Origin of the sequence: Aeribacillus sp. FSL K6-1121 (genome assembly GCF_038003725.1) — a bacterium.
Classification (GTDB): Bacteria; Bacillota; Bacilli; order Bacillales; family Aeribacillaceae; genus Aeribacillus; species Aeribacillus composti.
In genome coordinates this window covers 3,787,989-3,814,554 of record NZ_JBBOPS010000001.1, presented here as the reverse complement: position 1 = coordinate 3,814,554, position 26,566 = coordinate 3,787,989, and the positions used below count along the sequence as shown (strand labels likewise).

The 26,566-nt window shown below is 37.3% G+C and carries 24 protein-coding genes; 14 read left to right on the top strand and 10 right to left on the bottom strand.

Annotation, left to right across the window (positions count from 1 at the left end):
* Window positions 1–76: 76 nt before the first annotated feature.
* The 10 genes from NSQ61_RS18500 (at window position 77) to NSQ61_RS18455 (ending at window position 10,350) form a co-directional block, all read left to right on the top strand.
* The gene (locus NSQ61_RS18500; RefSeq protein WP_130156861.1) at window positions 77–868 is read left to right on the top strand and encodes an ABC transporter ATP-binding protein; all 792 of its coding nucleotides are present in this window, start codon (window positions 77–79) and stop codon (window positions 866–868) included.
* A 59-nt stretch (window positions 869–927) separates the two neighbouring features.
* Complete coding sequence (locus NSQ61_RS18495; protein WP_340807853.1) at window positions 928–1,908, top strand: ABC transporter substrate-binding protein; 981 nt, start codon at window positions 928–930, stop codon at window positions 1,906–1,908.
* Between the two features lie 188 nt (window positions 1,909–2,096).
* Window positions 2,097–2,855: an ABC transporter permease gene (locus tag NSQ61_RS18490; protein ID WP_063386789.1), complete on the top strand. Its 759-nt coding sequence runs from the start codon at window positions 2,097–2,099 to the stop codon at window positions 2,853–2,855.
* A gap of 504 nt (window positions 2,856–3,359) precedes the next feature.
* Complete coding sequence (locus NSQ61_RS18485) at window positions 3,360–3,962, top strand: glycerol-3-phosphate responsive antiterminator (RefSeq protein WP_232515598.1); 603 nt, start codon at window positions 3,360–3,362, stop codon at window positions 3,960–3,962.
* A gap of 469 nt (window positions 3,963–4,431) precedes the next feature.
* On the top strand, window positions 4,432–5,745 hold the full coding sequence (locus NSQ61_RS18480; protein ID WP_066247712.1) for an ABC transporter substrate-binding protein: 1,314 nt from the start codon (window positions 4,432–4,434) through the stop codon (window positions 5,743–5,745).
* A 115-nt stretch (window positions 5,746–5,860) separates the two neighbouring features.
* Window positions 5,861–6,760: a carbohydrate ABC transporter permease gene (locus tag NSQ61_RS18475; RefSeq protein WP_327848576.1), complete on the top strand. Its 900-nt coding sequence runs from the start codon at window positions 5,861–5,863 to the stop codon at window positions 6,758–6,760.
* Window positions 6,750–7,574 carry a carbohydrate ABC transporter permease gene (locus NSQ61_RS18470; protein WP_003252244.1) on the top strand — a complete coding sequence of 275 codons (825 nt, stop codon included), beginning with the start codon at window positions 6,750–6,752 and terminating at the stop codon, window positions 7,572–7,574. The genes NSQ61_RS18475 and NSQ61_RS18470 overlap by 11 nt, the downstream gene beginning before the upstream one ends.
* Before the next feature lie 14 nt (window positions 7,575–7,588).
* Entirely contained in the window at window positions 7,589–8,734 is a 1,146-nt protein-coding gene (locus NSQ61_RS18465; RefSeq protein WP_063386792.1) for an ABC transporter ATP-binding protein, read from the top strand.
* A gap of 11 nt (window positions 8,735–8,745) precedes the next feature.
* On the top strand, window positions 8,746–9,546 hold the full coding sequence (locus NSQ61_RS18460; protein ID WP_063386793.1) for a sugar phosphate isomerase/epimerase family protein: 801 nt from the start codon (window positions 8,746–8,748) through the stop codon (window positions 9,544–9,546).
* Between the two features lie 15 nt (window positions 9,547–9,561).
* The gene (locus NSQ61_RS18455; RefSeq protein ID WP_340807851.1) at window positions 9,562–10,350 is read left to right on the top strand and encodes an HAD-IIA family hydrolase; all 789 of its coding nucleotides are present in this window, start codon (window positions 9,562–9,564) and stop codon (window positions 10,348–10,350) included.
* A gap of 133 nt (window positions 10,351–10,483) precedes the next feature.
* Here the strand turns inward: NSQ61_RS18455 and NSQ61_RS18450 are convergent, their stop codons facing one another.
* Window positions 10,484–11,284 (bottom strand): uroporphyrinogen-III synthase, encoded by an 801-nt coding sequence (locus tag NSQ61_RS18450; RefSeq protein ID WP_144598391.1) that lies wholly within the window; start codon window positions 11,282–11,284, stop codon window positions 10,484–10,486.
* Between the two features lie 417 nt (window positions 11,285–11,701).
* Here NSQ61_RS18450 and NSQ61_RS18445 point away from each other — a divergent pair, with 417 nt between their 5' ends.
* Window positions 11,702–12,343, top strand: coding sequence for a YiiX/YebB-like N1pC/P60 family cysteine hydrolase (locus tag NSQ61_RS18445; protein ID WP_340807847.1), 642 nt, complete (start codon window positions 11,702–11,704; stop codon window positions 12,341–12,343).
* Window positions 12,344–12,346: 3 nt separating this feature from the next.
* The gene (locus NSQ61_RS18440; RefSeq protein ID WP_340807845.1) at window positions 12,347–12,700 is read left to right on the top strand and encodes a hypothetical protein; all 354 of its coding nucleotides are present in this window, start codon (window positions 12,347–12,349) and stop codon (window positions 12,698–12,700) included.
* On the opposite strand, the gene NSQ61_RS18435 is transcribed toward NSQ61_RS18440, so the two are convergent.
* Window positions 12,670–14,031, bottom strand: a complete 1,362-nt coding sequence (locus NSQ61_RS18435) for an IS4 family transposase (RefSeq protein WP_094245809.1) — start codon at window positions 14,029–14,031, stop codon at window positions 12,670–12,672. The genes NSQ61_RS18440 and NSQ61_RS18435 overlap by 31 nt on opposite strands.
* Before the next feature lie 192 nt (window positions 14,032–14,223).
* Between NSQ61_RS18435 and NSQ61_RS18430 the strand changes: the two genes are divergently transcribed.
* Entirely contained in the window at window positions 14,224–14,958 is a 735-nt protein-coding gene (locus NSQ61_RS18430; RefSeq protein WP_340807843.1) for a hypothetical protein, read from the top strand.
* 493 nt (window positions 14,959–15,451) lie between these two features.
* On the opposite strand, the gene NSQ61_RS18425 is transcribed toward NSQ61_RS18430, so the two are convergent.
* The 4 genes from NSQ61_RS18425 to NSQ61_RS18410 all read right to left on the bottom strand — a co-directional run bounded on the left by NSQ61_RS18425 (window position 15,452) and on the right by NSQ61_RS18410 (window position 19,219).
* The gene (locus NSQ61_RS18425; RefSeq protein ID WP_066249994.1) at window positions 15,452–16,408 is read right to left on the bottom strand and encodes a siderophore ABC transporter substrate-binding protein; all 957 of its coding nucleotides are present in this window, start codon (window positions 16,406–16,408) and stop codon (window positions 15,452–15,454) included.
* Window positions 16,409–16,573: 165 nt separating this feature from the next.
* The gene (locus NSQ61_RS18420; protein WP_063386798.1) at window positions 16,574–17,332 is read right to left on the bottom strand and encodes an iron ABC transporter ATP-binding protein; all 759 of its coding nucleotides are present in this window, start codon (window positions 17,330–17,332) and stop codon (window positions 16,574–16,576) included.
* A complete protein-coding gene (locus NSQ61_RS18415) occupies window positions 17,326–18,276 on the bottom strand; it encodes an iron chelate uptake ABC transporter family permease subunit (protein WP_066249998.1) in 951 nt (316 codons plus the stop codon). Before NSQ61_RS18415 ends, NSQ61_RS18420 begins: the two co-directional genes overlap by 7 nt.
* Complete coding sequence (locus NSQ61_RS18410) at window positions 18,266–19,219, bottom strand: ABC transporter permease (RefSeq protein WP_063386800.1); 954 nt, start codon at window positions 19,217–19,219, stop codon at window positions 18,266–18,268. The genes NSQ61_RS18415 and NSQ61_RS18410 overlap by 11 nt, the downstream gene beginning before the upstream one ends.
* A 384-nt stretch (window positions 19,220–19,603) precedes the next feature.
* Between NSQ61_RS18410 and NSQ61_RS18405 the strand changes: the two genes are divergently transcribed.
* Window positions 19,604–20,080, top strand: a complete 477-nt coding sequence (locus NSQ61_RS18405; RefSeq protein WP_063386801.1) for an N-acetyltransferase — start codon at window positions 19,604–19,606, stop codon at window positions 20,078–20,080.
* Window positions 20,081–20,300: 220 nt separating this feature from the next.
* Here the strand turns inward: NSQ61_RS18405 and NSQ61_RS18400 are convergent, their stop codons facing one another.
* From NSQ61_RS18400 to katA, 4 genes are all read right to left on the bottom strand, one after another.
* Window positions 20,301–21,155 (bottom strand): Cof-type HAD-IIB family hydrolase, encoded by an 855-nt coding sequence (locus tag NSQ61_RS18400; RefSeq protein ID WP_311066527.1) that lies wholly within the window; start codon window positions 21,153–21,155, stop codon window positions 20,301–20,303.
* A gap of 39 nt (window positions 21,156–21,194) precedes the next feature.
* On the bottom strand, window positions 21,195–23,057 hold the full coding sequence (locus NSQ61_RS18395) for an ABC transporter ATP-binding protein (RefSeq protein ID WP_339230049.1): 1,863 nt from the start codon (window positions 23,055–23,057) through the stop codon (window positions 21,195–21,197).
* Window positions 23,038–24,771 (bottom strand): ABC transporter ATP-binding protein, encoded by a 1,734-nt coding sequence (locus NSQ61_RS18390; protein ID WP_340807838.1) that lies wholly within the window; start codon window positions 24,769–24,771, stop codon window positions 23,038–23,040. The genes NSQ61_RS18395 and NSQ61_RS18390 overlap by 20 nt, the downstream gene beginning before the upstream one ends.
* A gap of 276 nt (window positions 24,772–25,047) precedes the next feature.
* On the bottom strand, window positions 25,048–26,511 hold the full coding sequence (gene katA, locus NSQ61_RS18385; RefSeq protein WP_117017086.1) for a catalase KatA: 1,464 nt from the start codon (window positions 26,509–26,511) through the stop codon (window positions 25,048–25,050).
* Window positions 26,512–26,566: the final 55 nt, after the last annotated feature.

Genomic DNA, 26,566 nt, shown 5'->3' with positions numbered 1-26,566 from the left:
TTCTTATAAGAATTATTTTGTTAATGAATTAACCGAAGATTAATGAAAATCCGACGACTAAGAGGCGGTGTAATGAATGGATTCTCAGCAGTCTACAATTATTAAAGTTGAAAATTTGAGCAAGAGCTACACAAATAAAAATAAAGAAATACACGTTCTAGACAATATTTCACTAGAAATAAAGCAAGGTGAAATCATCTCCATATTAGGAGAAAGCGGCTGCGGGAAAAGCACTTTTTTAAATATTATCGGCGGCTTTGAAAAGGCGGATAGCGGTCAAGTTTTGCTTGATGGGAATGTGGTGAATCAGCCGAATCGCAAATGCATAATGCTGTTTCAAGACTATGGACTGCTCCCATGGCGAACAGTGCTTAAAAATGTAGAATTGGGGCTGGAAGGTCTCAAGCTTCATCCTGCAGAACGGAAGGAAAGAGCGTTACATTACTTGGCATTGGTTGGTCTAAAAGGAAAAGAAGATTTGTTTCCTCATGAACTTTCTGGAGGAATGCAGCAAAGAGCAGGAATTGCCAGAGCACTTGCACTGAAGCCAGAATTAATTTTAATGGATGAACCGTTTGCAGCATTGGACACGTTTAATCGTTATTATTTGCAGGATGAACTGCTTCGCATCCAGCAAAAGGAAAAAACAACTATTATTTTAGTTACCCACGATATTGATGAAGCAATCTATTTATCAGACCGGATTCTCATAATGCATCCAAATCCCGGTCATATTCACAGGGAGATCAAGATCGCTCTCTCGAAGCCTCGAGACCGAAGCCATTCTGATTTTCAGTATTATCGAAAAATCATTTTTGAAGAATTCCACTTTAACCATCCTAATGTAACAACGGAGTATTATATCTAATTTTTCAAAGCAAGCTCACATTGTATATAAAAAATAAAAATAGGAAAAGGGGAAATTAGATGAAAAGGATTATTCAATCTGGACTGTTTCTATTAGTTATATCAGTATTGTTATTGACAATGGCTGCTTGTGGAGCAAACGGAAGCGATAATACTTCCGAAAGTGGTAAAGATGGAAAAAGAACAATCAAGATCGGGTATTTGCCGATTACTCATGCAGTACCTCTGTTTATCGAGAAGGAATTAGAAAAATATGAAAAATTCAATCTTGAACTCGTGAAATTTGGTTCGTGGCCTGAGCTTGTAGACGCCTTAAACACAGGCAATATTGACGGAGCTTCCATGCTAGTTACTTTGGCTATGAAGGCAAAAGAGCAAGGCATAGATTTAAAAGCTGTCGCATTAGGACATCGAGATGGGAACGTACTTGTCGTAGCAAATAATATTAATAGTGTTAAAGACTTAAAGGGGAAAAATTTTGCTATTCCACACAAATTCTCCACTCACAATATTTTGCTTTATCAAATGTTAAAACAAAACGGATTAAAGTACGATGATGTAAAGGCTGTCGAGATGCCTCCAGCAGAAATGCCGGCAGCTTTATCTGAGGGCAGAATTGCTGGATATGTCGTTGCAGAACCTTTTGGTGCAGCTTCCGTATCGATCGGAAAGGGCAAGGTACTATTTCAAGATAATGAAATTTGGCAGAATTCCATTGACTGTGCACTAGTACTGCGCGGTGAATTTATCGAAAAGGAAAAAGAGATTGCTCAGGATTTTGTTAATTATTACTTAAAAGCTGGTGAGGTAGCAGAGCACAAGGATGAGCAAACAATTGAAATGTCCTCCAAATATATGAAAGCGGACAAAGAAGTAATGGATTTATCTTTTAAATGGATTGCCTATGACGATTTAATCATTCATGAAAAAGACTATAAAGAATTAACGAAAAACTTGATTGAGATGGGCTTACAAAAAAATCCGCCATCTTATGAAGAATTTGTAGATAATTCGCTAATAGACAATGCAAAGCTTCCATAAGGGGAATTCCTATTTCTCGAGCAAACCGAAAGATGGACGCGAATTTAAAGATGTTCTATGGTTAAGCAGGCACTAGGCATGTTGAACAACAGAAGCCCTAATGATGGAAGTATACTAAAATGACAGTTCCGCATGGTTGATGATGCATAAATTCACCAATTAATTTGAGAAAAAAGAGAAGTGATAGGATGATTAAATATAAGAATTTCATAAACGTCATCATTGGTTTTGCTATCTTGATTACCTTGTGGCAATTAATTATTTTCATTGGAAAATATGATTCAGCACTTTTCCCTTCACCCATTCAAGTATGGGATGGAATACTTTCTTTGATTAAAGATGGCACACTGTTCGAACATTTTCAAGTGAGTATCATGCGATTTTTGGCTGGATATCTTTCTGCCGTTGTATTAGCGATCATTTTAGGACTTATTTTTGGCAGAATACCACTATTATGGGGAGTGATTGACCCAATTATCCAGGTATTGCGGCCTGTTTCGCCAATCGCATGGTCGCCGTTTATTGTACTTTGGTTTGGGATTGGCAATATGCCGGCAATAGTAATTATTTTTATTGCTGCCTTCTTTCCTGTTTTGCTATCGACAGTATCTGCTGTAAAGAACGTTGATAAAACTTATTTGAAAGTGGCACAAAATTTCGAGATTAAAAAATTCGAGCTATTGCGCAAAATCATTTTTCCTGCCACATTCCCTTATATTGCGAACGGGCTTCATATAGCTGTAGGTACAGCTTGGATTTTTCTTGTAGCAGGAGAGATGGTTGGAACGCAGTCAGGACTTGGTTATTTAGTTGTCGACGCCAGAAATTCCATGAGGCTAGATTTAGTCATGGCTGCCATACTATTTATCGGCGTATCCGGGCTGCTTCTCGATAAAGCGGTCGGACTTATTGAAAACTGGATTAATCGTATTTGGGGAAGAGCATAATCGCTGTGCACGGCAAACTTTCCTGTTTCAAGGGATATCTCAGCCCTACAAGTTGAAAGTGCTTTTCCAACTAATCATCTAATTACCTATATTAATTTTTCAGAGGATAGTATGTTCATGATTAGAGCATACATCCTCTTTTTTTATACACATCTTTCTTATTTGGAACTAGTCTCTCCAGCGATTTTAGAAAACGGCAAAAATAATTCGGCTATTAAAAATAATCTTTCGGGCAAAATCATGCTAGATGTAAATCTTTTGTAAAGCAAAATTTACAATGAATTAGCTTGGGCACAATATTTGCTTAATATTTGTTTTTTATATTTCTTTTAAAAGCTTTTGATCCTCTGCCCCCATCCAAAGAGCAAGCATATTCTGCCCAACAAGATGTTTCGCGCAATCCAAAGTATAACAAACGTTTGCCAATCGAATTGCTTTTATAACAAAATACTTTGTTAAATCTTAAGAGCAGATTCGGAATTTTAAAAGAAAGGAAATTTAGCTGTGGCAAAAAGCAATGCAGGAACAATTTTGTTGGAAAGATTAAAAAAACATAGAATGGTAGCAGCTATTAAAGAACCGAAATATATTGAGAAAGCGATCAAGAATAAAGAACATTTAAGTGCTGTCTTACTAATGACAGGAACCATTTTAACGGTAAAAAGATATGTTGATTTCATCCAGTCTGAAGGGCTCCCCGTCATATTGCATGTTGAAAAAATAGGCGGTCTGGAAATGGATGGCGATGGAATTGACTTTGTAAAAAAGAATGTCCAGCCAACGGCGATCGTTACAACGAGGAACGGCATTATAAAAAAGGCAAAATCAAGCGGTTTATTTGTTATTCAGCGAATCTTTTTAATTGACACGGAAGTTTATCATAATTTAGTGAAGGATGCGGACCAAATCCGCTCAGATATAATAGAAATTATGCCGTGCCGTGCTCCGGATTTTTTAAAGAAATTCACAAAGGTTTCGCAAGTTCCCGTTATAACAGGAGGGCTGTTGACTTTGCCTGAACATGCGAAGGAAGCGATAAATAATGGCGCACTCGCTGTAACGACGTCCAACTCAAAATTGTGGGAAATGGATTTAAATAAATTTTAAAAGAGAATTTACATATGATTTATACTAGATTAACAATTATCATCTATATTAAAAGTAACAAGTGAATAATTACTGGTGCAAATAGAGAGACCTCAAATTTAATGTATATGAAATAGATATATACATTATATTTGGAGTCTCTTTTTTGTTATGCAAGCAATTGGAGGTGATTTCGACATCATTTAATAGTTTTGTCAGGCCGGGAGATGAAAAGCATTTACACCTAAAATATTAATGGCAAACGATCTGCCAACCTGTCATTGGCATAACGATGAAAAATAGCTTTATCTGTAATTGAAGACAGCTTGTAGAAGCCGCTTGCTCGAACACGGACGGTGATAGCCAGTCAAAGGCAACACGATTTGTTAACTGATTCATGTAAAGAATTTTCTAAATAGGCGAAATGTCACGACAGTTTGAAGATCCCTTTCATTAATTACGCTCAAACAATTTGGTGAGGAGGAATATAATGAAATCATTTGTAAAATTGATTTGCGCATTTACATTAGTATTTATGTTAGCAGCTTGTAACAACACGAGCAAGCAGGCAGCCAATGACTCTCCTTCTAAATCAGAGGACGGCAACAAAAAAACTGTTATCGAATACTGGCACGTAAATGCTGAAACTCAAGGCGGAAAAACAGTAGAAGAGTTAGTGAAGGAATTTAATGCACAAAGTGATACTGTAGAAGTCGTAGCCAAATACAACCCGGACATGTATAAAGGGTTGATGCAAAATTTACAGGCTGAAGTAGCTGCGGGCAATTCACCAGCAGTTGTACAAGTAGGATGGGCATTTTTAGACTACTTCTCAAATAATTTTCATTATGTGCCGCCGCAAGAAATAATAGATAAATATTTTCCAGAAGATAAAACATTTTTAAAAGATCATTTCTTAAAAAATGTTTTGGATTTAGCGAAAAATTCGGATGGTGAACAAGTCGGGATTCCATATTCGTTAAGCAATCCAGTCCTCTATATTAATCGAGACCTTTTACGAAAAGCTGGTTTAGATGAAAATGGGCCAAAAACGTGGGAAGAGGTAAGAGAATTTTCCAAAATAATAAAAGAGAAAACAGGAAAATATGGGTTTTATTTGCAGGAGCCGGCAGATAACTGGGCTACACAAGCTTTATTAGAAAGCAACGGAGCCAAAATGATTACGGACGGAAAAGCAACATTTGCTTCAAAAGAAGGAATTGAAGCGTATCAACTATGGGCTGATATGGTGTTAAAAGATAAAACAGCCTTGCATTTGCCTTGGGATCAAGGTGTACAAAGCTTTATCGATGGCAATGTCGCCATGGTCTATACAACGATTGCCCAACGTTCGCATATCCAAGCGAATGCCAAATTTGACGTAGCGGCAATCAAATCGCCAGCATGGGAAGGAAAAGAAGTAAGACTGCCGGCAGGTGGCGCAATGCTGGCTATTACAGCAAAAGATGAAGATCAGCAAAAAGCAGCATGGGAATTCATGAAATTTCTTTATAGCGTTGAATCAATGGCTAAATGGACAGAAGGAACAGGTTATGTGCCTCCACGTAAAGATGTTGCAGAAGCAGAAAATGGACTTAAATCATTTTTAGAAGAAAATGAAATGATGAAGCCTGCCATAGAACAAATGGACAAGATTGTTCCTTGGGCATCATTCCCTGGAGACGCCGGTTTACAAGCAGAGCAATTATTAATAGATGTACGCGACGAAATTCTTACAGGAAAAGTGTCAGTAGAAGAAGGTTTAAAATCAACGGAAAAATCCATCAACGAATTGTTAAAGTAAAAGGAAATGTCTACAAAGGGTGACTAACATTTATAACAATTTTTCAAAAAAACTTCCTTTAGTCACCCTCCTTTTAACTTTTATTTTCGGTATCAGTGCGGAGGGTAATAAAAATATGAGTGATGGGACGGTTTTTAAAAATAAAGAGAGTTGGAAAGCGTATTGCTTATTGATTCCAACGTTAATTATATTTTCGATATTCATGTTCTGGCCATTTTTATACACGATTTATTTAAGCTTTTTTGACTGGAACATGATTACTCCGACAAAAGAATTTGTCGGATTGAAAAACTACATTGATGTTTTATCAGATCGAAATACATATAAAATATTGGGAAATACATTTATATATATTGCTTTCTTATTAGTTATAAACTGTATCATACCGTATCTTTTTGCTTTCGTTTTAGATTTAATTTTAAAACGATTTAATGGTTTTTATAAAAGCGCCTTGTTTCTGCCGGCATTCATCTCATTGGTCGTCGGTTCGATATTGTTTACGTGGATTTTAAATCCAGTTTCCGGACCTGTTGCCATTATTTTAGGATGGTTCGGCATTGAAATGCCGATTTGGAGTAAATTAGACGGTTGGGTCATATTGGTTTTAAGTTTGATTACATCTTGGAAAGTATTTGGCTATAACTTTATCGTCCTTTATGCTTCTATCAACGGTATTTCACGCGAAATAATAGAAGCAGCCCGTTTGGATAATGTTCCTTTATGGAAAATATTCTTTCATATCGTCTTGCCTATGAGCAGCGCTACTGGCATTTATGTGTTTATTATTACAATCGTCCAAGGACTGCAGTATGTATTCACGCCTATAAAAGTGATAACACAAGGCGGTCCAAATTACGCCAGCTCCAATGCGATCTATCACGCCTATCACGAAGCCTTCGTACTTTACAGAACAGGACATTCTGCAGCTTTATCAATTATGACGATGTTAATCTTTTTCATATTATTAGTTCTTGAATTTAAGTTTGTTGAAAGAGGTATCTATTATGAAAATTAAACGATCTGTTGCGATACCTTGGCACATTATTTTTATCATTACAATCATTATTCTTTTATATCCTATCGTTTTTGCATTAGGTTCATCGTTTAAAACGTTGGAAGATGCCTACAACAATGTTTTGAACATAGTTCCGTTAAATCCGACATTCGAAAACTATATCACATTCTTTAATAGTTTACCTGCTTTCAAAATTACGATGAATACGTTCATTATTGCCTCTGTTGCGACAATTTTCAAACTGATTACATCATTTTTAGCAGCGTATGCTTTCGTATTTTTGCAGTTTAAAGGGAAAAACATTTTATATTTTATGTTAATTAGTACAATTTTTATCCCTTTTACCGTAACAATGATTCCAAACTATTTGATCATATCGGGTATCGGTTTAGTCAACAGCGTTTGGGGTGTTATTTTGCCGCAGCTTGCCAATGCGCTTGGTATCTTTTTAATGAGGCAGTCGATGAAAACAATCCCCATCTCGTTAATTGAAGCAGCCAAATTAGATCATATTGGACACGCCCGGATTATGAAAGATATCGTTCTCCCATTAGTTAGGCCGGCTGTCACATCAACAGGTATCTGGTTTTTCATTACTACCTGGAACGAATACGTATGGCCGGTGCTCATTTTAAAAAGCAAGGAAAATTATACATTGCCTCTTGCTTTACAGATGTACATCAGCTCAGAAGGCGGCACGAATTTTACTGTCGCCATGGCCGTATCAGTCATCACAATGATAATACCTTTAACTTTATATTTAATTTTCCAGAAGTATATTATAGGAACATTTACTTCTTCTGGAATTAAATAACGGAGGATGGCACAATGAAGGAAATAAGATTTGAAAACGTTTGGAAATCCTATGGAAAAACACATGTTGTAAAAGGGCTCAATCTTACCATTCATCCTGGAGAACGTTTAGTTCTTCTAGGTCCGTCCGGATGCGGCAAATCGACAACTTTACGCATGATTGCAGGCCTTGAAGAAATTACTTCGGGCGACTTATATTTGAATGGCGTAAAGGCGAATGACATTCCAAGCGGAAAAAGAAATGTAGCGATGGTATTTCAAAATTATGCATTATATCCTCATATGAATGTCGTTGAAAATATTACGTACGGTTTAAAAGTTCAGAAGGTTCATAAAGACGAAATTCAAAAAAGATTAAATGCTGTGTTAGAAATGCTCCAGTTGAAAGGATATGAAAACAGATTGCCGAAAGATTTATCCGGCGGGCAAAGGCAGCGTGTCGCTTTAGCAAGAGCCGTTGTAAAAAAATCTGATTTCTTTCTGCTTGATGAACCATTATCAAATTTAGATGCGCAGCTAAGAGTATCTGCGCGCAAGGAACTAGTGAAAATCCATGAAATGTATAAGCAAACAATCGTTTATGTTACACATGATCAAATTGAAGCAATGACTATAGGGGATCGTATTGCGTTAATGAATCAAGGGCAATTGCAAATGGTAGATACGCCGGAAAATGTATATAACCGCCCTGCAAACATCTTTACGGCAAAATTTATCGGCTCGCCTCCAACGAATATTGTCGATATGGATTATTATGATGGCAAGGTTATGATCGGGAAACAATCATTTTTATTGCATCCGATGTGGATCCGACAAATAAATGAATGCAATGCCAAAACGTTTGTTTTTGGAATTCGTCCTGAACATCTAGAAATTTATAAAACTCCCCAAGAAAACACATTAAAAGGCACAGTGAAATACGTGGAAAACCAAGGAAGCAGCTACAGTATTTATATAAATTTAGAAGGTCATGAAGTGATTGCGATGAGTGAAAAAAAGAATTGGCATCCGGGGGAAATGGTCTATTTAAAACCAAAAATGGATCGTATTCATATTTTTGATCAAGAATCCACACAATCAATAGGCTATCCGCAAGAGCTGGATCTGAATGAAAGCAGTCCGATGAATCACAAAATCAATGTGGAAACATATCTTTCATGAGGTGGTTGTTTATGAAAAGAAAAATCTGTTATTCTGATTTGCCGCTTGTATCAAAAGATCCTTTAAAAAATGTCCATGACTTAATTGAATATGGAGCTGATAAAGTTGAACTATTAATGGATGGCGAAAAATGGGATGACATGGAAAAATCATTCAAAAAATTGTCTTCCAAACTAAAAGAATTGCCCATCGGCTACACCATTCATCCGCCAGCATGGGATATTAACTTAACAAGTGAAAATAAAGCGATTCGGGAAGCTTCATTTTTTGAATACAAAAAAGCGATTGAGTTTGCCGGCATGATTCAGGCTTCGCATGTTGTGATCCATCCTGGGTTCTGTTTTTCTCCGGTTTTTGACAAACGTTTAGCAAAGCAGCGAGCTGAAGATTATATCCATCAATTATGTGAATTTGCTAAACCTTTGAACGTCAAGCTGGCAATCGAAAACGTCGGATACAACGGCAGTTCGATTTTTACGCAAGATGAGTTTATAAGCTTTTTAGAAAATATTCATGACACGGCAGGATATTTACTTGATATTGGCCACGCAAATTTAAACGGTTGGGATATTCCGCAAATAATGAAACAGACAAAGGATCGACTGATTGCCCTCCATGTTCATGATAATAACGGAACAGGAGACGATCACTTGCCAATCGGTGAAGGAACCGTCCCATGGCAAGAAATCTTTAAAACGATTCATGAACAATCAATCGATTGTCAGCTCATCCTAGAATATGCCCCCGGAACACCGTTAGAAAAGTTACGCGAAGGCAAAGAAATTCTTCTAAAAGAACTTTCAACAGAATAAAGGTGGAGTATTGTATTGTTACACATTGACGATTTTGATGCATATTGTTTTGATTTAGATGGAACTATATATATTGGCAATAAACTTTTGCCCGGTGTAAAAGAAACGATCGACCGATTAAGGCGCCATAACAAAAAAATTCTTTTTATCACAAATACATCGACACAAACAAGAGAAGAATGCAGAGAGCGGCTTCATCATTTAGGAATTCAAGCGAAACTGGACGAAATCATGACAGCTTCTTATTTGTCAGCTGTATATTTTTTAGAGAAATCTCCGGACTCTTTAGTCTATATTGTAGGTGAAAAAGCGATTTCGGAAGAATTCCACAAATTTTCCCTAAAAATGACCGACAATCCTATGGACGCGACCCACGTACTTGTCGGGCTTGATCGCTGCTTCACTTACGAAAAACTCAATTTGGCAATGAACGCGGTTCGTAATGGAGCCAAATTAATTGCAGCCAATCCGGATTCGCTTTGTCCAGTTCCTGAAGGGTATATTTCAGATACACTGGCAATAGCGAAAGCAATAGAAGCTGCATCAGGACGGCCGATCGATCAGGTGATCGGGAAGCCTTCCTCTTTTTACGGCAAAAAAATTCTTGAAAAATTAAACATAAACAGCAACAGGTGCTTAATCATTGGCGATCGCTTAGAAACCGATATTTTGCTTGGAAAAACAAATAATTGCCGCACATGCCTTGTATTAACAGGAGCCTCTAGAAAAGAAGATATTGAAAAAAACAAAATTTACCCGAATTATATTGCACAAAATTTACAGTATTTGTTTTTCATGAAATAAATCGATGCTTTCATACATACTGATTTTTAGGTAAAAAGTTCAAACCCAGGTGGACGTGATTCATCCTCAAAGCTGTCACGCTCCACCTGTTTTTTATACACACAATCAGCCATTAAATTTTTTGACAACAACATCATTGAAAATACTCATCCAAAGCGACAATCATCGCCCCCATCCGCTCCAGTTCTGGAGCCACGATGCGCTGCACCCCATATTCCTTCAATTCTCCAGCAGTTACTTTGCCGACGGCTGCTGCCAAAACATTTTGTTGAAATGCCTCTATAAGGTCGGATGTTGCTCCTTTTTTTTCAGCCAATTTAAAAAGCACTCTTACTTGCGGGGCAGCTGTAAACGCAACAGCATTCAGCTTATTCTCGATTATTTCATCCAGCAGCTGCTCGACGGTCTCAGGATTAGGTACAATGGAGCGGTATGGCAAAATTTCATGCAAAATCGCTCCGTGCTTTTCAAACCATTCTGAAAGCTTTGGCACCGGTTCTCCATGCAATTGTAAAAAAACATGCTTGTCTTTAAAAGAAAATCCTTCAATAGCCCGAAGCAGCCCGCCATTCGTTCCGTCATCATCGGCAGCATCCGGCTGAATGCCGATTTGTTTAAGAGCCGCTTTCGTTTTATAGCCGCGGGCAGCTATTTTTGCTTCTTTTAAAACGTTTATAAATGAATCCAAAATGCCGATCTTTTCTGCCGCTTCCAACAGAGCATTCGTCCCTATTCCTGTCGTAAACACAGCCCAGTCAGTCCCTTTTTCAACAATGCTTCGAAGATCAGCCTCCAATTCCGAAGGAGAGCATTTTATTGTTTCTTGAATGGCTCGAATAACAGGCTCCCCTCCTTTTTTACGAATTAACGTGGAAATTTCCTCGCTCTTTCGAGAACCTGTGATGGCGATCCGCTTCCCATGTAAATTTCCCATGCCTTTCTTCCCCCTTTTTCTCTATCATACTATAAATACTCCGTTCATCCCTTATTTTCAAATGAAAAAGTTTGAGTCAAGTATTTGTGGGCAACTTTTTTATGGAAGTAGAGTTAGAGCCGTTATGGAATTTCAATGTTTTTGTATGTTAGCGGTAGACGGGATTATAGGAAAAGCACACCTGGCTTTCTGCATTAATAAGTGCCGTTGTTGTTTTTGGCTAACTTTATCTGCAAAAAGGATCTCCATTTTCTATGTTCATCTATTATTCTATTTACCAGAAATATTTTACTAATTTACCAAATTTAAGTTGAAAAAAGTGGAATTTAAAATATAATGAAAATGAAAAGGAATTTTTTCCTAATACTTTATTAACAGAGGAGGAGAATTCTTAATAAAGGGAAAATTGGAAAAGTATTGAGTACAGTCTTGTCTTTATGCATGTTATCGGTAATTTTGCCATCTGTATCTCATGCAAATTCTACTTCTTCTGAGGACATAGTCCAACAACAGTTAGAAACTTTTGAAAGAGTGGAGAAAGAGATCGAATCTGACCCAGAACTAGTTCAACCTGATAAAAATTCATCATCTTATAATTTTAAAGCTAATAATTTTCAAGCGTTAGCAGCAGCATCATATCCAAAAAGAAAAGGAGTTATATTAGTAACTAAAGATGGAAAATTTGGTTCTCTAGTAGGGCATGCAGGAATCATATACTCAGAAACATCAACAGTTGAATCTTTCCCAAAAGAAGGAGTGAAAACATTCAAAAATAATTGGAATACAAAATATAAAACTGTTTATGCGGTAACGACAAAGGGAACAACTGTCGCTCAAGATGCAAAAGCTGCAGACAGAGCGTATTCACACAAAGGAAAACCTTATAATTGGGAATTTACGAATATCAACACTACAAAAAAATTTTATTGTTCGCAATTAGTATATGAAGCATATAAGTATACTACAGGTTTAAACTTAAATCATGGCGGAGGAATCGTATTTCCAATTGATTTAGTTAACTCTTCTCACACGTATATCATTTATACTAAAGGAGTTTAACAAATGAACCTTTTTAAAACGATAACAAACAGATACAAAATGATCTTTATCTGTTTGTTATCCTCCATGATCTTTTTACAAGGATGCTTCTCAACGGAAACAAAAAACATCGAAGATTACAAATATGCAGTGATTTATACAGATATGTTTGAGAAAGCAGTTATACACCTGTACAATGAAAAAGGAAAGTTTCTTTCAAAACATAAAACGAAATACAGAGGAATGCCTCTTGGAGCTTTTATGGAAAGACCTATTCATATGAATAATAAAGTATATTACGCTAATCCACAATCTAAATACAACACAAATGAATTTATATTAGAGTCTCAACTTTCGCAGCTCAATTTTGGTAAATAAGCCTTGATATAATTAGGCAAAACTACAATCCATTTACGTAATTGACTTTCGATGAATTTTTTAATCTTTTGATTTACATTTTGAAGTGCATCTTCAAGAATTTCAATGAGTAGTTGAAGTGCAAAGGCCCAATCTAGTTCATCGATTTCATCACAAAGTTCATAAAAAATGCCGCCTAATGTTCGATAATCTGTACTTACTCGGTTTTGCCAAGACAAAACAATGTACCTTGTAAACACAATAGTGGTATGGCTGATCATGGAATCATAAGATCTTCCTTGGAACTCTTTTTGGAGTTTCAATAAGGATTTGACTGTTTTGAAGAATACTTCAATATCCCAACGTATCCCATAAATACGAATGATTTCTTGATCCGATAAAGTACAGTCTGTACTCAAAATAGCTAGCCACTGTCTCTTTTTATTACGATTACGGACAAATACCACTTTAACAGGTACGCCATTTGCCATCGTTGTGTGAATAGAGCGCAAAATACCCTTTTGATGTTGTGATGGTTTAGCTGTTTGGTATAGTTTTTTTAGGCTCACCCATTCACCGTTCACTTGATATCTTTGTTTTGTATCCTTCACCATTCCAATAACATCCAACCCTTGATCCACAATGGACTTGATCAAAGGCTGTTGGGTAAACCATGTATCCATTAAAACGTATGAGGCATCGATTCCTTGAGAAAGTGCCCGTTTAATCATATTGGGAATAACTTCCGGCGCTTTTTGTAAAGCTTCGACACGCCGCTTATAACCGGATGTACGCTTATCGATTCGGTTATCAATCCCATTGATTTGGGAATTCGTAGAGCTTAATAAAGCAAAATCAATAGGCAAAAATGTAGCACCATCTGACCAGCCGAGTGTAAGCATACGAAATCCTTTGTAATAACGCATTTTTTGAGAAGAATGATCGAAACAGCGAGCAAGCAGTTCAACCTTTTTACTGCGATTTCGTTCATAAGATGAGTCGTCCACGATCAGCACTTTCGGACGGTCGTGTCTCGTTAAACTACTTACCTTCATAATGGTGAAAGTACTCAAAACAAGTAAAAACCTGCGCCAATTGTATTGAGGGTTATTTAAGAAGCGATAAATAGCGTTTTTTTCCGGCAAATCTTTAGCTTTTTTACTTTGAAGAAGTCGAAACAAATTTTTGCCTTCAAAAACTAAACTAAAAACTAGCTGGAATAAATAGGCGCAGGAATAACCGAAACCCTTGTTAATTCCCACTTTCCTTAAATATTTTAAGATTTCAAGTTCATCAAATATAGCTTTTACTTCTTTTGGTAGTTGATTGTTCAGTCTGTTATTCGTTATCATAATAAGAGACACCTCACCTGCTTTTGGTAATGTTTTTTCTGGACAATTAAACTATACCAAAAGTTGAGGTGTTTTTTTTTTGCAAATTTTTATGTCAAGAAGTATTCGAAACAACCAACAAACCCATTAACCGTAAGGCTTAGAAATCCAATTTACTGTGAGAAAGTTGAGTTAGAGTTAAATAAAAGTAATTTGCAGATTAAAGAAATTCCTAACGAAGAAAAAATTGCTCCCACAGTTTGGACTGTTGATAAGGAGTTTGCTTACATGTCTGGGGGAGATCTCACTTCCTCTGATCTTGCCAAAACAAATATAGCAACAGGAAAACAGGTCGCATCCACTGAGCTCAAGGGGCAAGCCATTCATATGATTGAACATTCAGACAAATTATATGTATTAACCTTTATACACTCCAATCCAGATGATATTTACGGTATTATCAATGTAATCAATAAAAAAGATCTATCTTTAATTGAAACAATAAAAATAGACGATATGATGTATTCATCAGATATGGAGCTCGTTGACAACGATCTTTTCCTAGTAAAAACATCAGATGGAAAAGACAATCAGTCAAATGAATTAATAAAAATAAACTTGATGAACAAGAAAATTGAAAAGATTACCCTTCCGTTCAAATCCTTGAGTGATATGCATGTACACAAAGATCATATCTTTATCACACAAGGAGATATACAACGAGAACCCACGGAAAAGAAAATTGCGAAACTTCATTTAAATTCTTCTAAAATTGATGTATTTACTACAGAAATTGAAAACTATGTATCATATATTCATGAAGATCAATTTATTACATCAGACGGCACAAAGATACAAATTTATAATCTTGATAACTTCAAAAAAGAAAAAGAATTTAAGTTAGAAGGAGATGAGAGTCTATTCACTTCATTTTTCATCAATGATTAAAAGCCAATACTATGTAGCAAGGTATTGGCTTTTTGTAATGCCTTCTCACGGTGTCTAACTTGCGAGTCTCATAATCAAATGTTGACCTTGTCTATGACTTTCGGCATATGTATGTGTTTCTTGCGTCTGTTTCTTTTATCGAAAAGGTTGAGACGTTCAAGCACATACTAATCAATTCGACATGTCGGTCATACCTCCCTGGGTAAGGGTACAGTCTTTCCTTCCACCTGTCTGCTTCATTTACTCTGTACCATCTTCGACAGAAAGGACTTTGTTTCATCCAATGGCAACTAGCCTCATATGAAGTTCGTGTTTCGAGAGACACCCTAAGTTTGCTGCCCGCTTCCTTCAGATTCCACATCACCACGGACACCCTTGCGTTAAGCTAACTGCTACTTTTGCTTTCGCAGCTCTGGACTTTCTCCCTAGAGATTACACCCATGCCCGGGTGCATATGAAAAAAGAGAGCTGTTTTCAGCTCCCTTTTGAAAAATTATTGGATCGCATTATCCACTTCTTTCACCATTTCAGCAACCGAAATCAATCCGCCGCCGGATAAATACCAGTAGTTAGGATCTAAGTACACAATATTGCCGTTTTTGTAGGCATTTGTCTTTTTCACTAATTCATTTTCTACTGTTTGTTTTGCAGATGATTGGCCGCCTACAACAGCACCGCGGTCTACCACAAATAAGTAATCAGGATTTTTTTCAACGATATATTCAAATGAAATGCTTTGTCCGTGTGTAGAAACTTCAATGTTTTCATCTACAGCTTTAATTCCAAATTCATCATGGATGAGTCCAAATCTAGATTTCGGTCCATATGCGCTGACTTTCCCTTCATTGGCTAAAATAACTAATGCATTTTTTCCAGACGCTTCTGCTTTTTCTTTTAGCTTTTTAATCGATTCATCGATTGCTGCCAGTTCTTTTTCAGCTTCCTCTTCTTTACCGAAAATTTTTCCAAGTGTTTTCACATTTTCATGGAATGACTCTAAATATTTCGTTGTATCAACACCCATAAAGATGGTTGGTGCAATTTTCTCAAACTCTTCATAAACCTCTGATTGTCTTCCGGAAATAATGATCAAATCAGGCTCAATCGAACTGATTTTTTCAAAATCCGGTTCTTTTAAACCGCCGACATTTTCATATTTATCGTCACTGTATTTGTCTTTTAAATAGGATGGAAGGTTATCCTTCGGTACACCTGCCACTTCAACGCCAAGCTTATCCAATGTGTCAAGAGCACCAAAATCAAAAACGACGACTTTTTCTGGATTTTTCTTCACTTTTGTTTCGCCAAGCTGATGCTTAATCGTCAGTTCTTCTGACTCCTGTTTCGTGTCATTTTTTTCACCTTCGCCGCTAGTTGACCCGTTCGAGCCGCAAGCTGCAACAACAAAAACCATCAAAGAAGCAATGAGAAAAACTAAAAACTTTTTCATAAAAATTACCCCCTGTATATTTTTTAAATGATGTCGGCAATTCTTTAAACATCTCGCAATTGAATAAGAAAATCATTATCATTTCGAATTCTTTGTAAGGAAGAGCTGACAGCTCTTCCTTCTGCTGAGATGTTTATCAAAATGCCTCCATCCATACTACCCTTCTTAAGAAAAGTACACACATATTTTGCAATTGTTTATTTGCTGGATGTTTATATCCATATCATATACGTCTTTTAAGACAGAACGATCTATGACTTGATCAGTTGGCCCGACGTGTACGAGTTCTCCATCTTTCATTGCAACTACATAATCGGCATACACCGATGCAAAATTGATATCGTGCAGTACAATGACAATTGTTTTTCCAAGCTCATCGACAAGTTTTCTTAGCATTTTCATAATTTGCACAGAGTGCTTCATATCTAAATTGTTCAATGGCTCATCAAGCAAAATATATTCGGTATCCTGCGCGATCACCATAGCGATAAAAGCCCGCTGCTTTTGGCCTCCGCTCAACTGATCAAGAAATTTATGTTCAATCTCTTCAAGCCCCATGTAACGGATCGCTTCATCCACATGCCTTTGATCTTCTTTTGTTAATCTTCCGCTTGAATACGGAAATCTGCCGAAAGAGACAAGTTCCCTGACTGTTAAGCGAAGATTAATGTGGTTTGATTGCTTTAAGATCGAAATTTTTTTCGCCAAATCGTTGCTTTTGCATGCGCCAATTTCTTTTCCGTCAATCAATATTTCTCCTTCATCTTTTTTTATTAATCGGCTGATCATTGATAGCAGTGTGCTTTTTCCAGCTCCGTTTGGGCCGATGAAGGCTGTGATTTTTTGTTTCGGAATTTTCAGCGAGACGCCTTTTACTACAAATTTGTTTCCGTACTGTTTTGAAACATTTTTTACTTCTACCATGATCGATTCTCCTTTAATAGAAGATAAATAAAATAAACCCCTCCAACAAAATTAATGACAACACTTAACGTAGTTGAAAATGTAAACACTCTTTCGACCAATAGCTGACCGCCAACCAACGCAATGATGGAAAAAAGAACGGTCCCGATCGTTAAAACACTATGTTTATATGTGTTTAAAAATTCCCTTGCCACGTTAATCACGAGAAGGCCCAAAAACGTCATCGGACCGGTTAAAGCTGTCGAAATCGAAACGAAAACAGCCACAATGATCAAAAGCCTTTTGACAACATGATCGTAATCAATGCCGAGATTAATCGCATGCTCCCTTCCAAGTGCCAGCACATCTAAATATTTGGCATATTTCAGTGAATAAAGACCCGCCAGCAGCATAACGGCAATCGACAAGTACAGCAAATCCGTATTCACGTTATTGATGCTGGCAAACATTCTGTCCTGCACAATTAGAAATTCGTTAGGATCTATCAGCACTTGCATAAAAGAAGTCAAGCTGTTAAATAATGTTCCGAATATCAGTCCAATTAGAAGAAGAAAATAAATGTCTTGACCCTCGCCTCGAAGAAGGAATTTGTAAAAGATCAGTGCAAACAGCATCATAAAGAACAAGGAAAGCGCAAAGTTAATATTTTTATCGATCATCGCAACATGTGTTGAACCAAATAAAAAGACAAGCATGGTTTGCAAAAGCATATATAAAGAATCTAAACCTAAAATGCTCGGAGTTAAAATTCTGTTGTTTGTAATCGTTTGAAATACTAACGTTGAAAAACCAATTGCTACACTTGTAATAATAACCGCCAGCATCTTCACCGAACGGCGCGGCAATGCATAATCCCAATTTTTGCCGAGGTCGATGAACAAAAAGGTGATAATTAAAAGGACTGCGACCACTAGAAGAGATGTTATTTTCGCTCTATAACCCATATGCTTTTCTCCTCATAAGTAAGTAAACAAAAATGGCACTGCCGATAACACCGACGGTTAAGCTGATCGAGATTTCGTACGGATATATAATGATTCGCCCTAAAATATCGCAAAACATAACGAAAACAGCACCGAGCAAAGCGGTATGAATCAAATTCTTTTTCAAATGGTCTCCATTGTATATGGCGACAATATTCGGAACGACAAGACCTAGAAACGGAATGGTTCCAACCGTCAATACAACAGATGAAGTGATCAAAGCTACGATAACAAGTCCGATATTGACAACTTGTTTATAATTCAAGCCTAAATTTTTCGAAAATTCCTCTCCCATTCCAGCGACAGTGAATTGATTCGCATACAAGTATGCAATTAATACAAAAGGAATACTGACGTACAATAATTCATATTGACCTTTTAAAATTAACGAAAAATCTCCTTCCAGCCATGAGGAAACATTTTGAATCAAATTATTTTTGTATGCAAAAAAAGTAGTGATAGATCCAATGATATTGCCGAACATCAGCCCGACTAGAGGAACAAAAATAGTATCTTTATATTTAATTTTTTCTAATATTTTCATAAAGATAAATGTTCCTAAAAGTGCAAAAGCAAAAGCGACAATCATTTTTTGAATCGGACTAGCGTCTGCAAAAACCATGATCGCAACTAAAATCCCCAATCTGGCGGAATCCATTGTTCCTGCCGTAGTTGGGGAAACGAACTTGTTTCTGCTCAGCTGCTGCATAATAAGACCGGCAATGCTTATACTCGTTCCTGCAATAATAATGCTAATGACGCGCGGAATTCTGCTGATGATCAAAATTTGTATTTGTTCATCTGTCAAATTGAATATATCAGTTGGTTTAATATCGTTTACTCCGATAAAAATCGATGCAATTGAAAGGATAATGAGAGCAATGATCAAATATCGTTTTTTCATTTTTTAACTCTTTCCGTAATAAATTAATAATGAGATTCGTTATCAATTATAATAAGAATAAGACTCATTTTCAATAAATTAAGAAAAAATGTCTGAATTTGTCCACAATTTGATGGATGAAGAAGATTAAACCTCTCTTGTAAACATCTATTTTTTACCATAAATTTCATTGAATACTAGCTTCCATGTAGTAAAATCCTCTTATCAAATATTTTCTCCCGCCAAAATTTTACTTACAGAAAATGTTTAAACATTTGATGAACTTGCATAATTATAAATTGTTTGATTTTTTTATTGACAAAATAATGTTCATACCGATAATATATATGAATAAATATTTTGTTTTACTTATAATTATTCATTCGATTAAATGAGGGAGTATACATGCACATTCGAAGAGCGACTATGAGCGATACAGATGCCATCTATCAATTAATTAAACACTATGCATTGGAAGGAAAGCTGCTCAGCAGAACGTACGCATCTATTTATGAGAATTTACAAAATTTTTATGTTGCAGATGAAGGCGGAGCAGTGGCTGGCGTTGCCAGCTTGCATATTTTAGACAAAGATTTGGCTGAAATCCGCTCGCTGGCCGTTGACCCTGACCATACCGGAAAAGGCATCGGAAAAGAGCTCGTAAAACAAATCATTTATGAAACAAACAGGTTGGAAATTGAAAATTTGATTGCCTTAACGTATCAAATCGAGTTTTTTACCAAATTAGGATTCGATATCGTTGACAAGCAATCTCTCCCGCAAAAAATGTGGAAGGATTGCATCAATTGTCCGAAACTTCCATCGTGTGACGAAACAGCTATGTTAAAAAAAGTATGGCAGACAGAACTAGCGAAACAATAAAAATAATTTCATCACACTTTTTTATTGCCCGCCTCAAAGAAGCCGCACCGCCGCAGTTTTCAATAGTAAATAAAATGAAAGGAGCTATCCAGAAAGTCAAATCCCTATCGTAAACAAAAAATTATAAACGTCGATATATCAACGTTTATAAAACATTAAAGGGGGCGTCAATAAGCCGTAAAAACGACTTATTAGACACCCCTTTGCATCCATAAACCATTTACAGCACAAATTGTCGAATAGCATGGGCGACACCGTGTTCATCGTTTGTCCTCGTCACGATATCGCACATTTCTTTCACCTCAGGCTCGGCATTCCCCATTGCAACGGAAAGCCCTGCAGCTTCCAGCATTGGAACGTCATTGAAATTATCACCAATCGCAATCGTTTGTTCCAATGGGATATTGTAGTGCTTGGCAACAGCTTTTAATCCGTATCCTTTATTTCCCTTTTCATCCATTATTTCAATGTTGTAGTCACCTGATGTCGTAACCGCAATCCCAGCAATGTTTTCTAATTGTTCCATAATTTCTTTTCTAGTATGTTGATTAAATTGCAAAATAAAAAACTTCTGGACCGATAAATCACCGCGGTTTATAACATCTTGTATATGACGAAAGTATCGATTATTGTCGGTCCTTTTTGGCTGCTCGATAAACTGTTTGTACTCAGATTCAAGCAAACATTTTGCCAGCTCCGGATTCGACTGCAGAGCAGAGCGAACTTTGGCGCTCCAGTCTTCCGGCATCCAAATACCATCATTTGTATAAAGTTTATACGGCACACCATAACTCTCCAAAATTTCGGCTACTTCCAACATGTTTTGTTTGTTCATTGAAATGTATTTCGGCTTTTCTCCTTCGATTACGACAACTGTTCCATTGCTTGCTGCAAATGGACATGCAAAATCATATTCGTCCAGCAGTTCACGAATACTCTCAGGCGCCCTGCCGGAGCAAATCATGATGATGTTTCCCTCATTTTGTGCTTCCCGAATAGCTGTAAGATTTTCTTCTGATATGGATAAATTGGAAGATAGCAATGTCCCGTCTAAATCAATAGCTACTAATTTCATACTGTTTCCCCTTTTAACAAAGTAAAGTGATTATATTCATTATATATGATCCTTTATTTCTGACAACATGTCTTTCGTTTTTAATTGCGGCTTTAGCTGGTTTGTGACTAAATCAAAATAAAATCCCTCTTTTTCCAGCAATTCATCATGAGATCCTTTTTCCACAATGCGACCATCCTGGATAACAAATATTTGATCTGCTTTTTTAATCGTATTCAGCCGATGAGCGATCACAAAGCTTGTTCTCCCCTTCATCAGCCTCTCCAGCGCTTCTTGAATCTTTAATTCTGTTACAGTGTCAATGCTGCTTGTCGCTTCATCCAGCAATAAAATGGACGGATTTTTTAAAATCGCCCTCGCAATTGAAAGAAGTTGTTTTTGACCTTGACTGATGCTCGTTCCACCTTCGTTAATGATTGTATCATATTGATCAGGTAGGTTTTTAATAAATGAATGAGCATTTGCTAGCTTTGCCGCTTCCTCCACTTCCTCATCTGTTGCATCTAATCTTCCGTATCGGATATTTTCACGAATTGTCGTGTGAAACAAAAAAGGATCCTGCAATACAAACCCCATTGCCTGACGAAGTTCACTCCGTCTTAATTTGGAAATATCCTTTCCATCTATCAAAATTCTCCCTTCATTTACTTCATAAAAGCGTGCCAGTAAATTGATGATCGTTGTTTTTCCGGCGCCGGTGGCACCGACAAGGGCAACTGTTTCTCCCGGAGAAACATGAAAGCTAATATTTTTTATCGTTTGGCTCTCTTCCCCGTATGAAAAAGATACTCGATCAAACACAATGTCTCCTTTTATATTTGCGGATTGTACATATTCTCCAAAATCAGCTTCCTCTGCCTGCTCATCGAGCAAATCAAATACCCGCTCTGCACCGGCAACCGCAGATAATAATGTATTAAATTGATTGGCAAGATCATTTAAAGGCCGTGTAAACTGCCTGGCGTACTCCGCAAAAACAACAATCGTTCCGATGGTTATCCACCCTTTTAGAGCAAAGATTCCACCGAACCCTGCAATCAATGTAAAACTTAAATTGTTTAATACGTGCATAAGCTTTGGGATAAAACCGGAAATCGTCTGAGCCCAAAATGAAGATCTCCGCAGCCTTTCATTTTTTTCTAAAAACTCATGCATAACCCGGTTCTCTTGTGAAAAAGTTTTGACAATTCGCTGACCAGTGATGGTTTCTTCAATGTATCCATTCAGTTCTCCTAAACTTCGCTGCTGCTCTTTAAACAATTGTCCAGTCCGCCGGGTAATCCATTTCATACCTACAACCAATAAAGGAACAACTATTAAGGTGATGATTGTTAAAAAAGGGCTCATCCATAACATAACAGAAACAACACCAATTAATGTAAGAACACTGGATGAGATTTGAATCACTGAGCTGTTTAATGTCGAGCTGACGTTTTCAACATCATTGGTCATTCGGCTCATCAGCTCTCCCGTTTTTTTCTGATCAAAAAAAGAAATGGGAAGAAGATGAAACTGGCGAAATAGATCGGATCTTATTTTATACACAGTATTTTGCGCCACTTTGATCATCCATATGTTTTGCAGCCAAATGGAAAGGGAATGCAATGCATAGATTAAAACAAGAACGACGAAAAAAAAGAAAAAGTGATTTCCGCTTTTTTCTACAATATAAATGTCGATCCCTTTCCCTACTAAAAAAGGCCCAAGGATTGTTAAAACTGTGCTAATAAAAACCATGAGCAAAACGAAAAAAAACAAAACCTTTTGATCTGACATATATCCCCAAATTCTTTTTAATGTTCCTTTCCAGTCTTTAACTTTTGAAGAGCTTTTCTTCACTTTTGACTCATTTGTCAGCTTTAGTTTTTCATATCGGAAAGGTTCAATAAGACTTTTGAGCATGACGGATGCCATCCTTTCCATATTGTGATTCATAGATTTTTTGGTAAAGTGGAACGCTGCGTATTAATTCATCATGCCTTCCTTTCGCAAGCACCTTTCCGTTTTCTAGTAGCAAAATTTTATCAGCCGCCATCGCTGTTGCAATTTTTTGCGTAATGATCAAGGTCGTACATGGATATTTCATCAATGCTTGAAGCAGTTTTCTTTCCGTCTTTAAGTCTAAAGCACTCGTGCTGTCATCAAGCAGCAATATTTTTGGCTTTCGGACAAGCGCTCTGGCAATCGAAATTCGCTGCTTTTGCCCTCCGGAAAGATTCACGCCTTTTTGGCTGATAAGGGTATCATATCCATGAGGGAGCTTTAAAATCGTATCATGTATTTGGGCATCCTTTGCAGCAGCAATGATTTCTTCCATAGTAGCATCTTCTTTTCCCCATAAAATATTATCTTTTACCGTTCCAGTGAATAACAGCGATTCTTGCGGAACCATTCCAATTGACCTTCTTAAATGCTCAAGCTTGATCGTACGTATATCGAAACCGTCAATATAAACGACTCCTTTTTCTAAGTCATATAATCGCGGAATTAAATTGAAAAGAGTCGATTTGCCGGAGCCGGTAGCCCCCATCACCGCCATAGTTTCTCCAGCATTTACCGTAAACGATACATCATCAAGCACCTTAACGGCTGAATCCGGGTATGCAAAGGACACCGATCGAAATTCAATTTTTCCCTCTGTTATTTGATGACTTGATTCGGCAAGCTCATCAGTCAATTTTACTTCTGTTTGAAGCACCTCCGAAATCCTTAAGCTGGAGGCTTTTGCCCTTGAAAAACCAGAGACAATAAAAGACAGCATAGATAAAACAGAAATGATCCTCGTTGAATAATTGACGATCGCAACGACTTCACCTACTTTTGCCTCACTTGGTCCAGCATGAGCCGCCCATAAAATAATTAAAATGCTTACATTCATTACAAAAAGCAAGACAGGCTGCATGATTTCCATAAAGCGGAGCACGAAAATTGTTTGGTCTTTTAAATCTTTGTTCGCCTTCTGAAAGCGATTAACTTCATAGTCATTTCGCAAAAAAGCTTTGATTAAGCGCATATTCGTCAAGTTTTCCTGTATGACTTTATTCACCGTATCCAGCTTTTCTTGCACGATTCGAAACATCGATCCTGCTCTTTTCATCACCCATAAAAGAAAAAAGATCAGGCACGGAAGAATGACGATGAGAATGAAGGATAATGTAAAATTTACTGCTAGAGCCATAACCGCGCCGCCGATCACCAACAATGGAGCACGCAGCATAATCCGAAGTCCCATAAAAATTGTGTTTTGCACTTGGGAGACATCATTTGTCATCCTTGTAATGAAAGATGAATTGGAAAATTGATTATAGTTCGCAAATGAAAAGGATTGAATTTTCCCAAAAAGAACTTTTCTAATATCAAATCCAAAGCTCTGGCTGACATGCGCCGCAAAAAATGAATTAATGATGCCTGCTGCAAAGGCAAGAGCCGATACACCAACCATCACCAGCCCCCAATGGACGACAGCTGATAAATCCCTTTTCAAAATTCCATCATCTACAATTTTTGCCATAAACAAAGGCTGGACAAGCTCCACTGTCAGCTCTGTTAACATGAGAGCAAGTGCAATAACAACCGCCAGGCGGTACGGTTTTAAGAAAGACACCACTTCTTTCATAAGCATAGCCTCCAAAAAGTATGAACGAAACTATTTATATTTTCCATCATACAACTTTATAAAAAATTTTTTAACTATTTTTACTTTTCCCTATTAAAGAAGGGCAATTATATGTTTTTATGGGACGTGTGGTAATTCCAACTATTGTTTGAAAGCTGACGCATTCACAAGCAAGCAGGTTGTAATTCCAAATATTTTTTCGAAAGTGACAAAAATTAAGACGACCCCGAAAAGTTCGTTTGAACCTTCCGAGATCGTCCAGCTATGAAATATTTATTAACCTTTTTTTACTTCTTCAGGCACTTGCAAACCAAGACCTTCTGCAACGCGGGTTCCATATTCAGGATCTGCTTTGTAGAAGTGGCCGATTTGGCGGAGTTTTATTTCTTCCAGCTTAACTGGCTTCATTGAATTTACAATATTTTCAATAAGGCGTGCTCTTTCATCTTCACTCATGAGACGGTATAAGTCGCCCGCTTGAGTATAATGGTCATCATGGTCATAAGGAACGTTTTCCGCAACACCTGATACTGGGTATGATGCTTGTTTTGCTTCAGGTGTTTCTTTTGGACCGCCGAAGCTGTTTGGTTCATAATATACAGAGCCTCCGCCATTTGAGTCAAAGCGCATAAATCCATCGCGTTGATAGTTGTTCACTTCAACCCGCGGACGGTTGATTGGAAGTGAGTTATAGTTTGCCCCGATGCGGTAGCGATGTGCATCATGATATGCAAAGAGACGACCTTGCAGCATTTTGTCCGGCGATACATCGACCCCTGGAACTAGGTTTCCCGGTGAGAATGCAGCTTGCTCAACTTCTGCAAAATAGTTTTCAGGGTTTTTATTTAATACTAATTTTCCTACTTCAATTAATGGATAATCTTTGTGAGACCATACTTTTGTCACGTCAAATGGATCCCATCTGTATGTGTTGGCATCTTCAAGCGGCATGATTTGCACATAAAGCGTCCAAGAAGGATAGTCTCCGTTTTCAATCGCATTGAATAAATCCTCTGTATGATAATCCGGATTTTCTCCGGCAATTTTTACAGCTGTTTTCGTATCAAGGTTTTTTATACCTTGGTCAGTTTTGAAATGATATTTGATCCAGACGCTTTCCCCGTCTTCGTTTGTCCATTTAAATGTATGGCTTCCATAACCATTCATATGACGGTATGTTGCCGGAATTCCGCGATCTCCCATCAAATAAGTTACTTGGTGCAATGATTCAGGCGATAGAGACCAAAAATCCCATACGGCAGTAGGATTTTTCAAATGTGTTTTTGGATCGCGTTTTTGTGTGTGGATAAAATCAGGGAATTTAATCGCATCGCGAATGAAGAAAATCGGCGTGTTGTTTCCTACGATGTCATAGTTTCCTTCTTCTGTGTAAAACTTAACGGCAAAACCGCGCGGATCGCGGACCGTATCAGCGGAGCCAAGCTCACCTGCAACAGTTGAGAATCTGACAAATACTGGTGTTCGCTTACCTACTCCGTTGAAGACTTTCGCTTTCGTATATTTTGACATATCATTTGTCACTTCAAAGTATCCGTGAGCACCGGCACCTTTTGCGTGAACAACTCGTTCAGGAACTCTTTCTCTATTAAAATGGGCTAGTTTTTCCAGAAGATGTACGTCTTGAATTAATGTCGGACCTCGATGGCCTGCTGTCATCGAATTTTGATTGTCCCCTACAGGAGCACCCCAGCTCGTCGTAAGCTTTTTATTCTCTCCCATTTACCGATCACCTCATAATTTAAAATAATATTTCTCTAATTATTACAACTATATG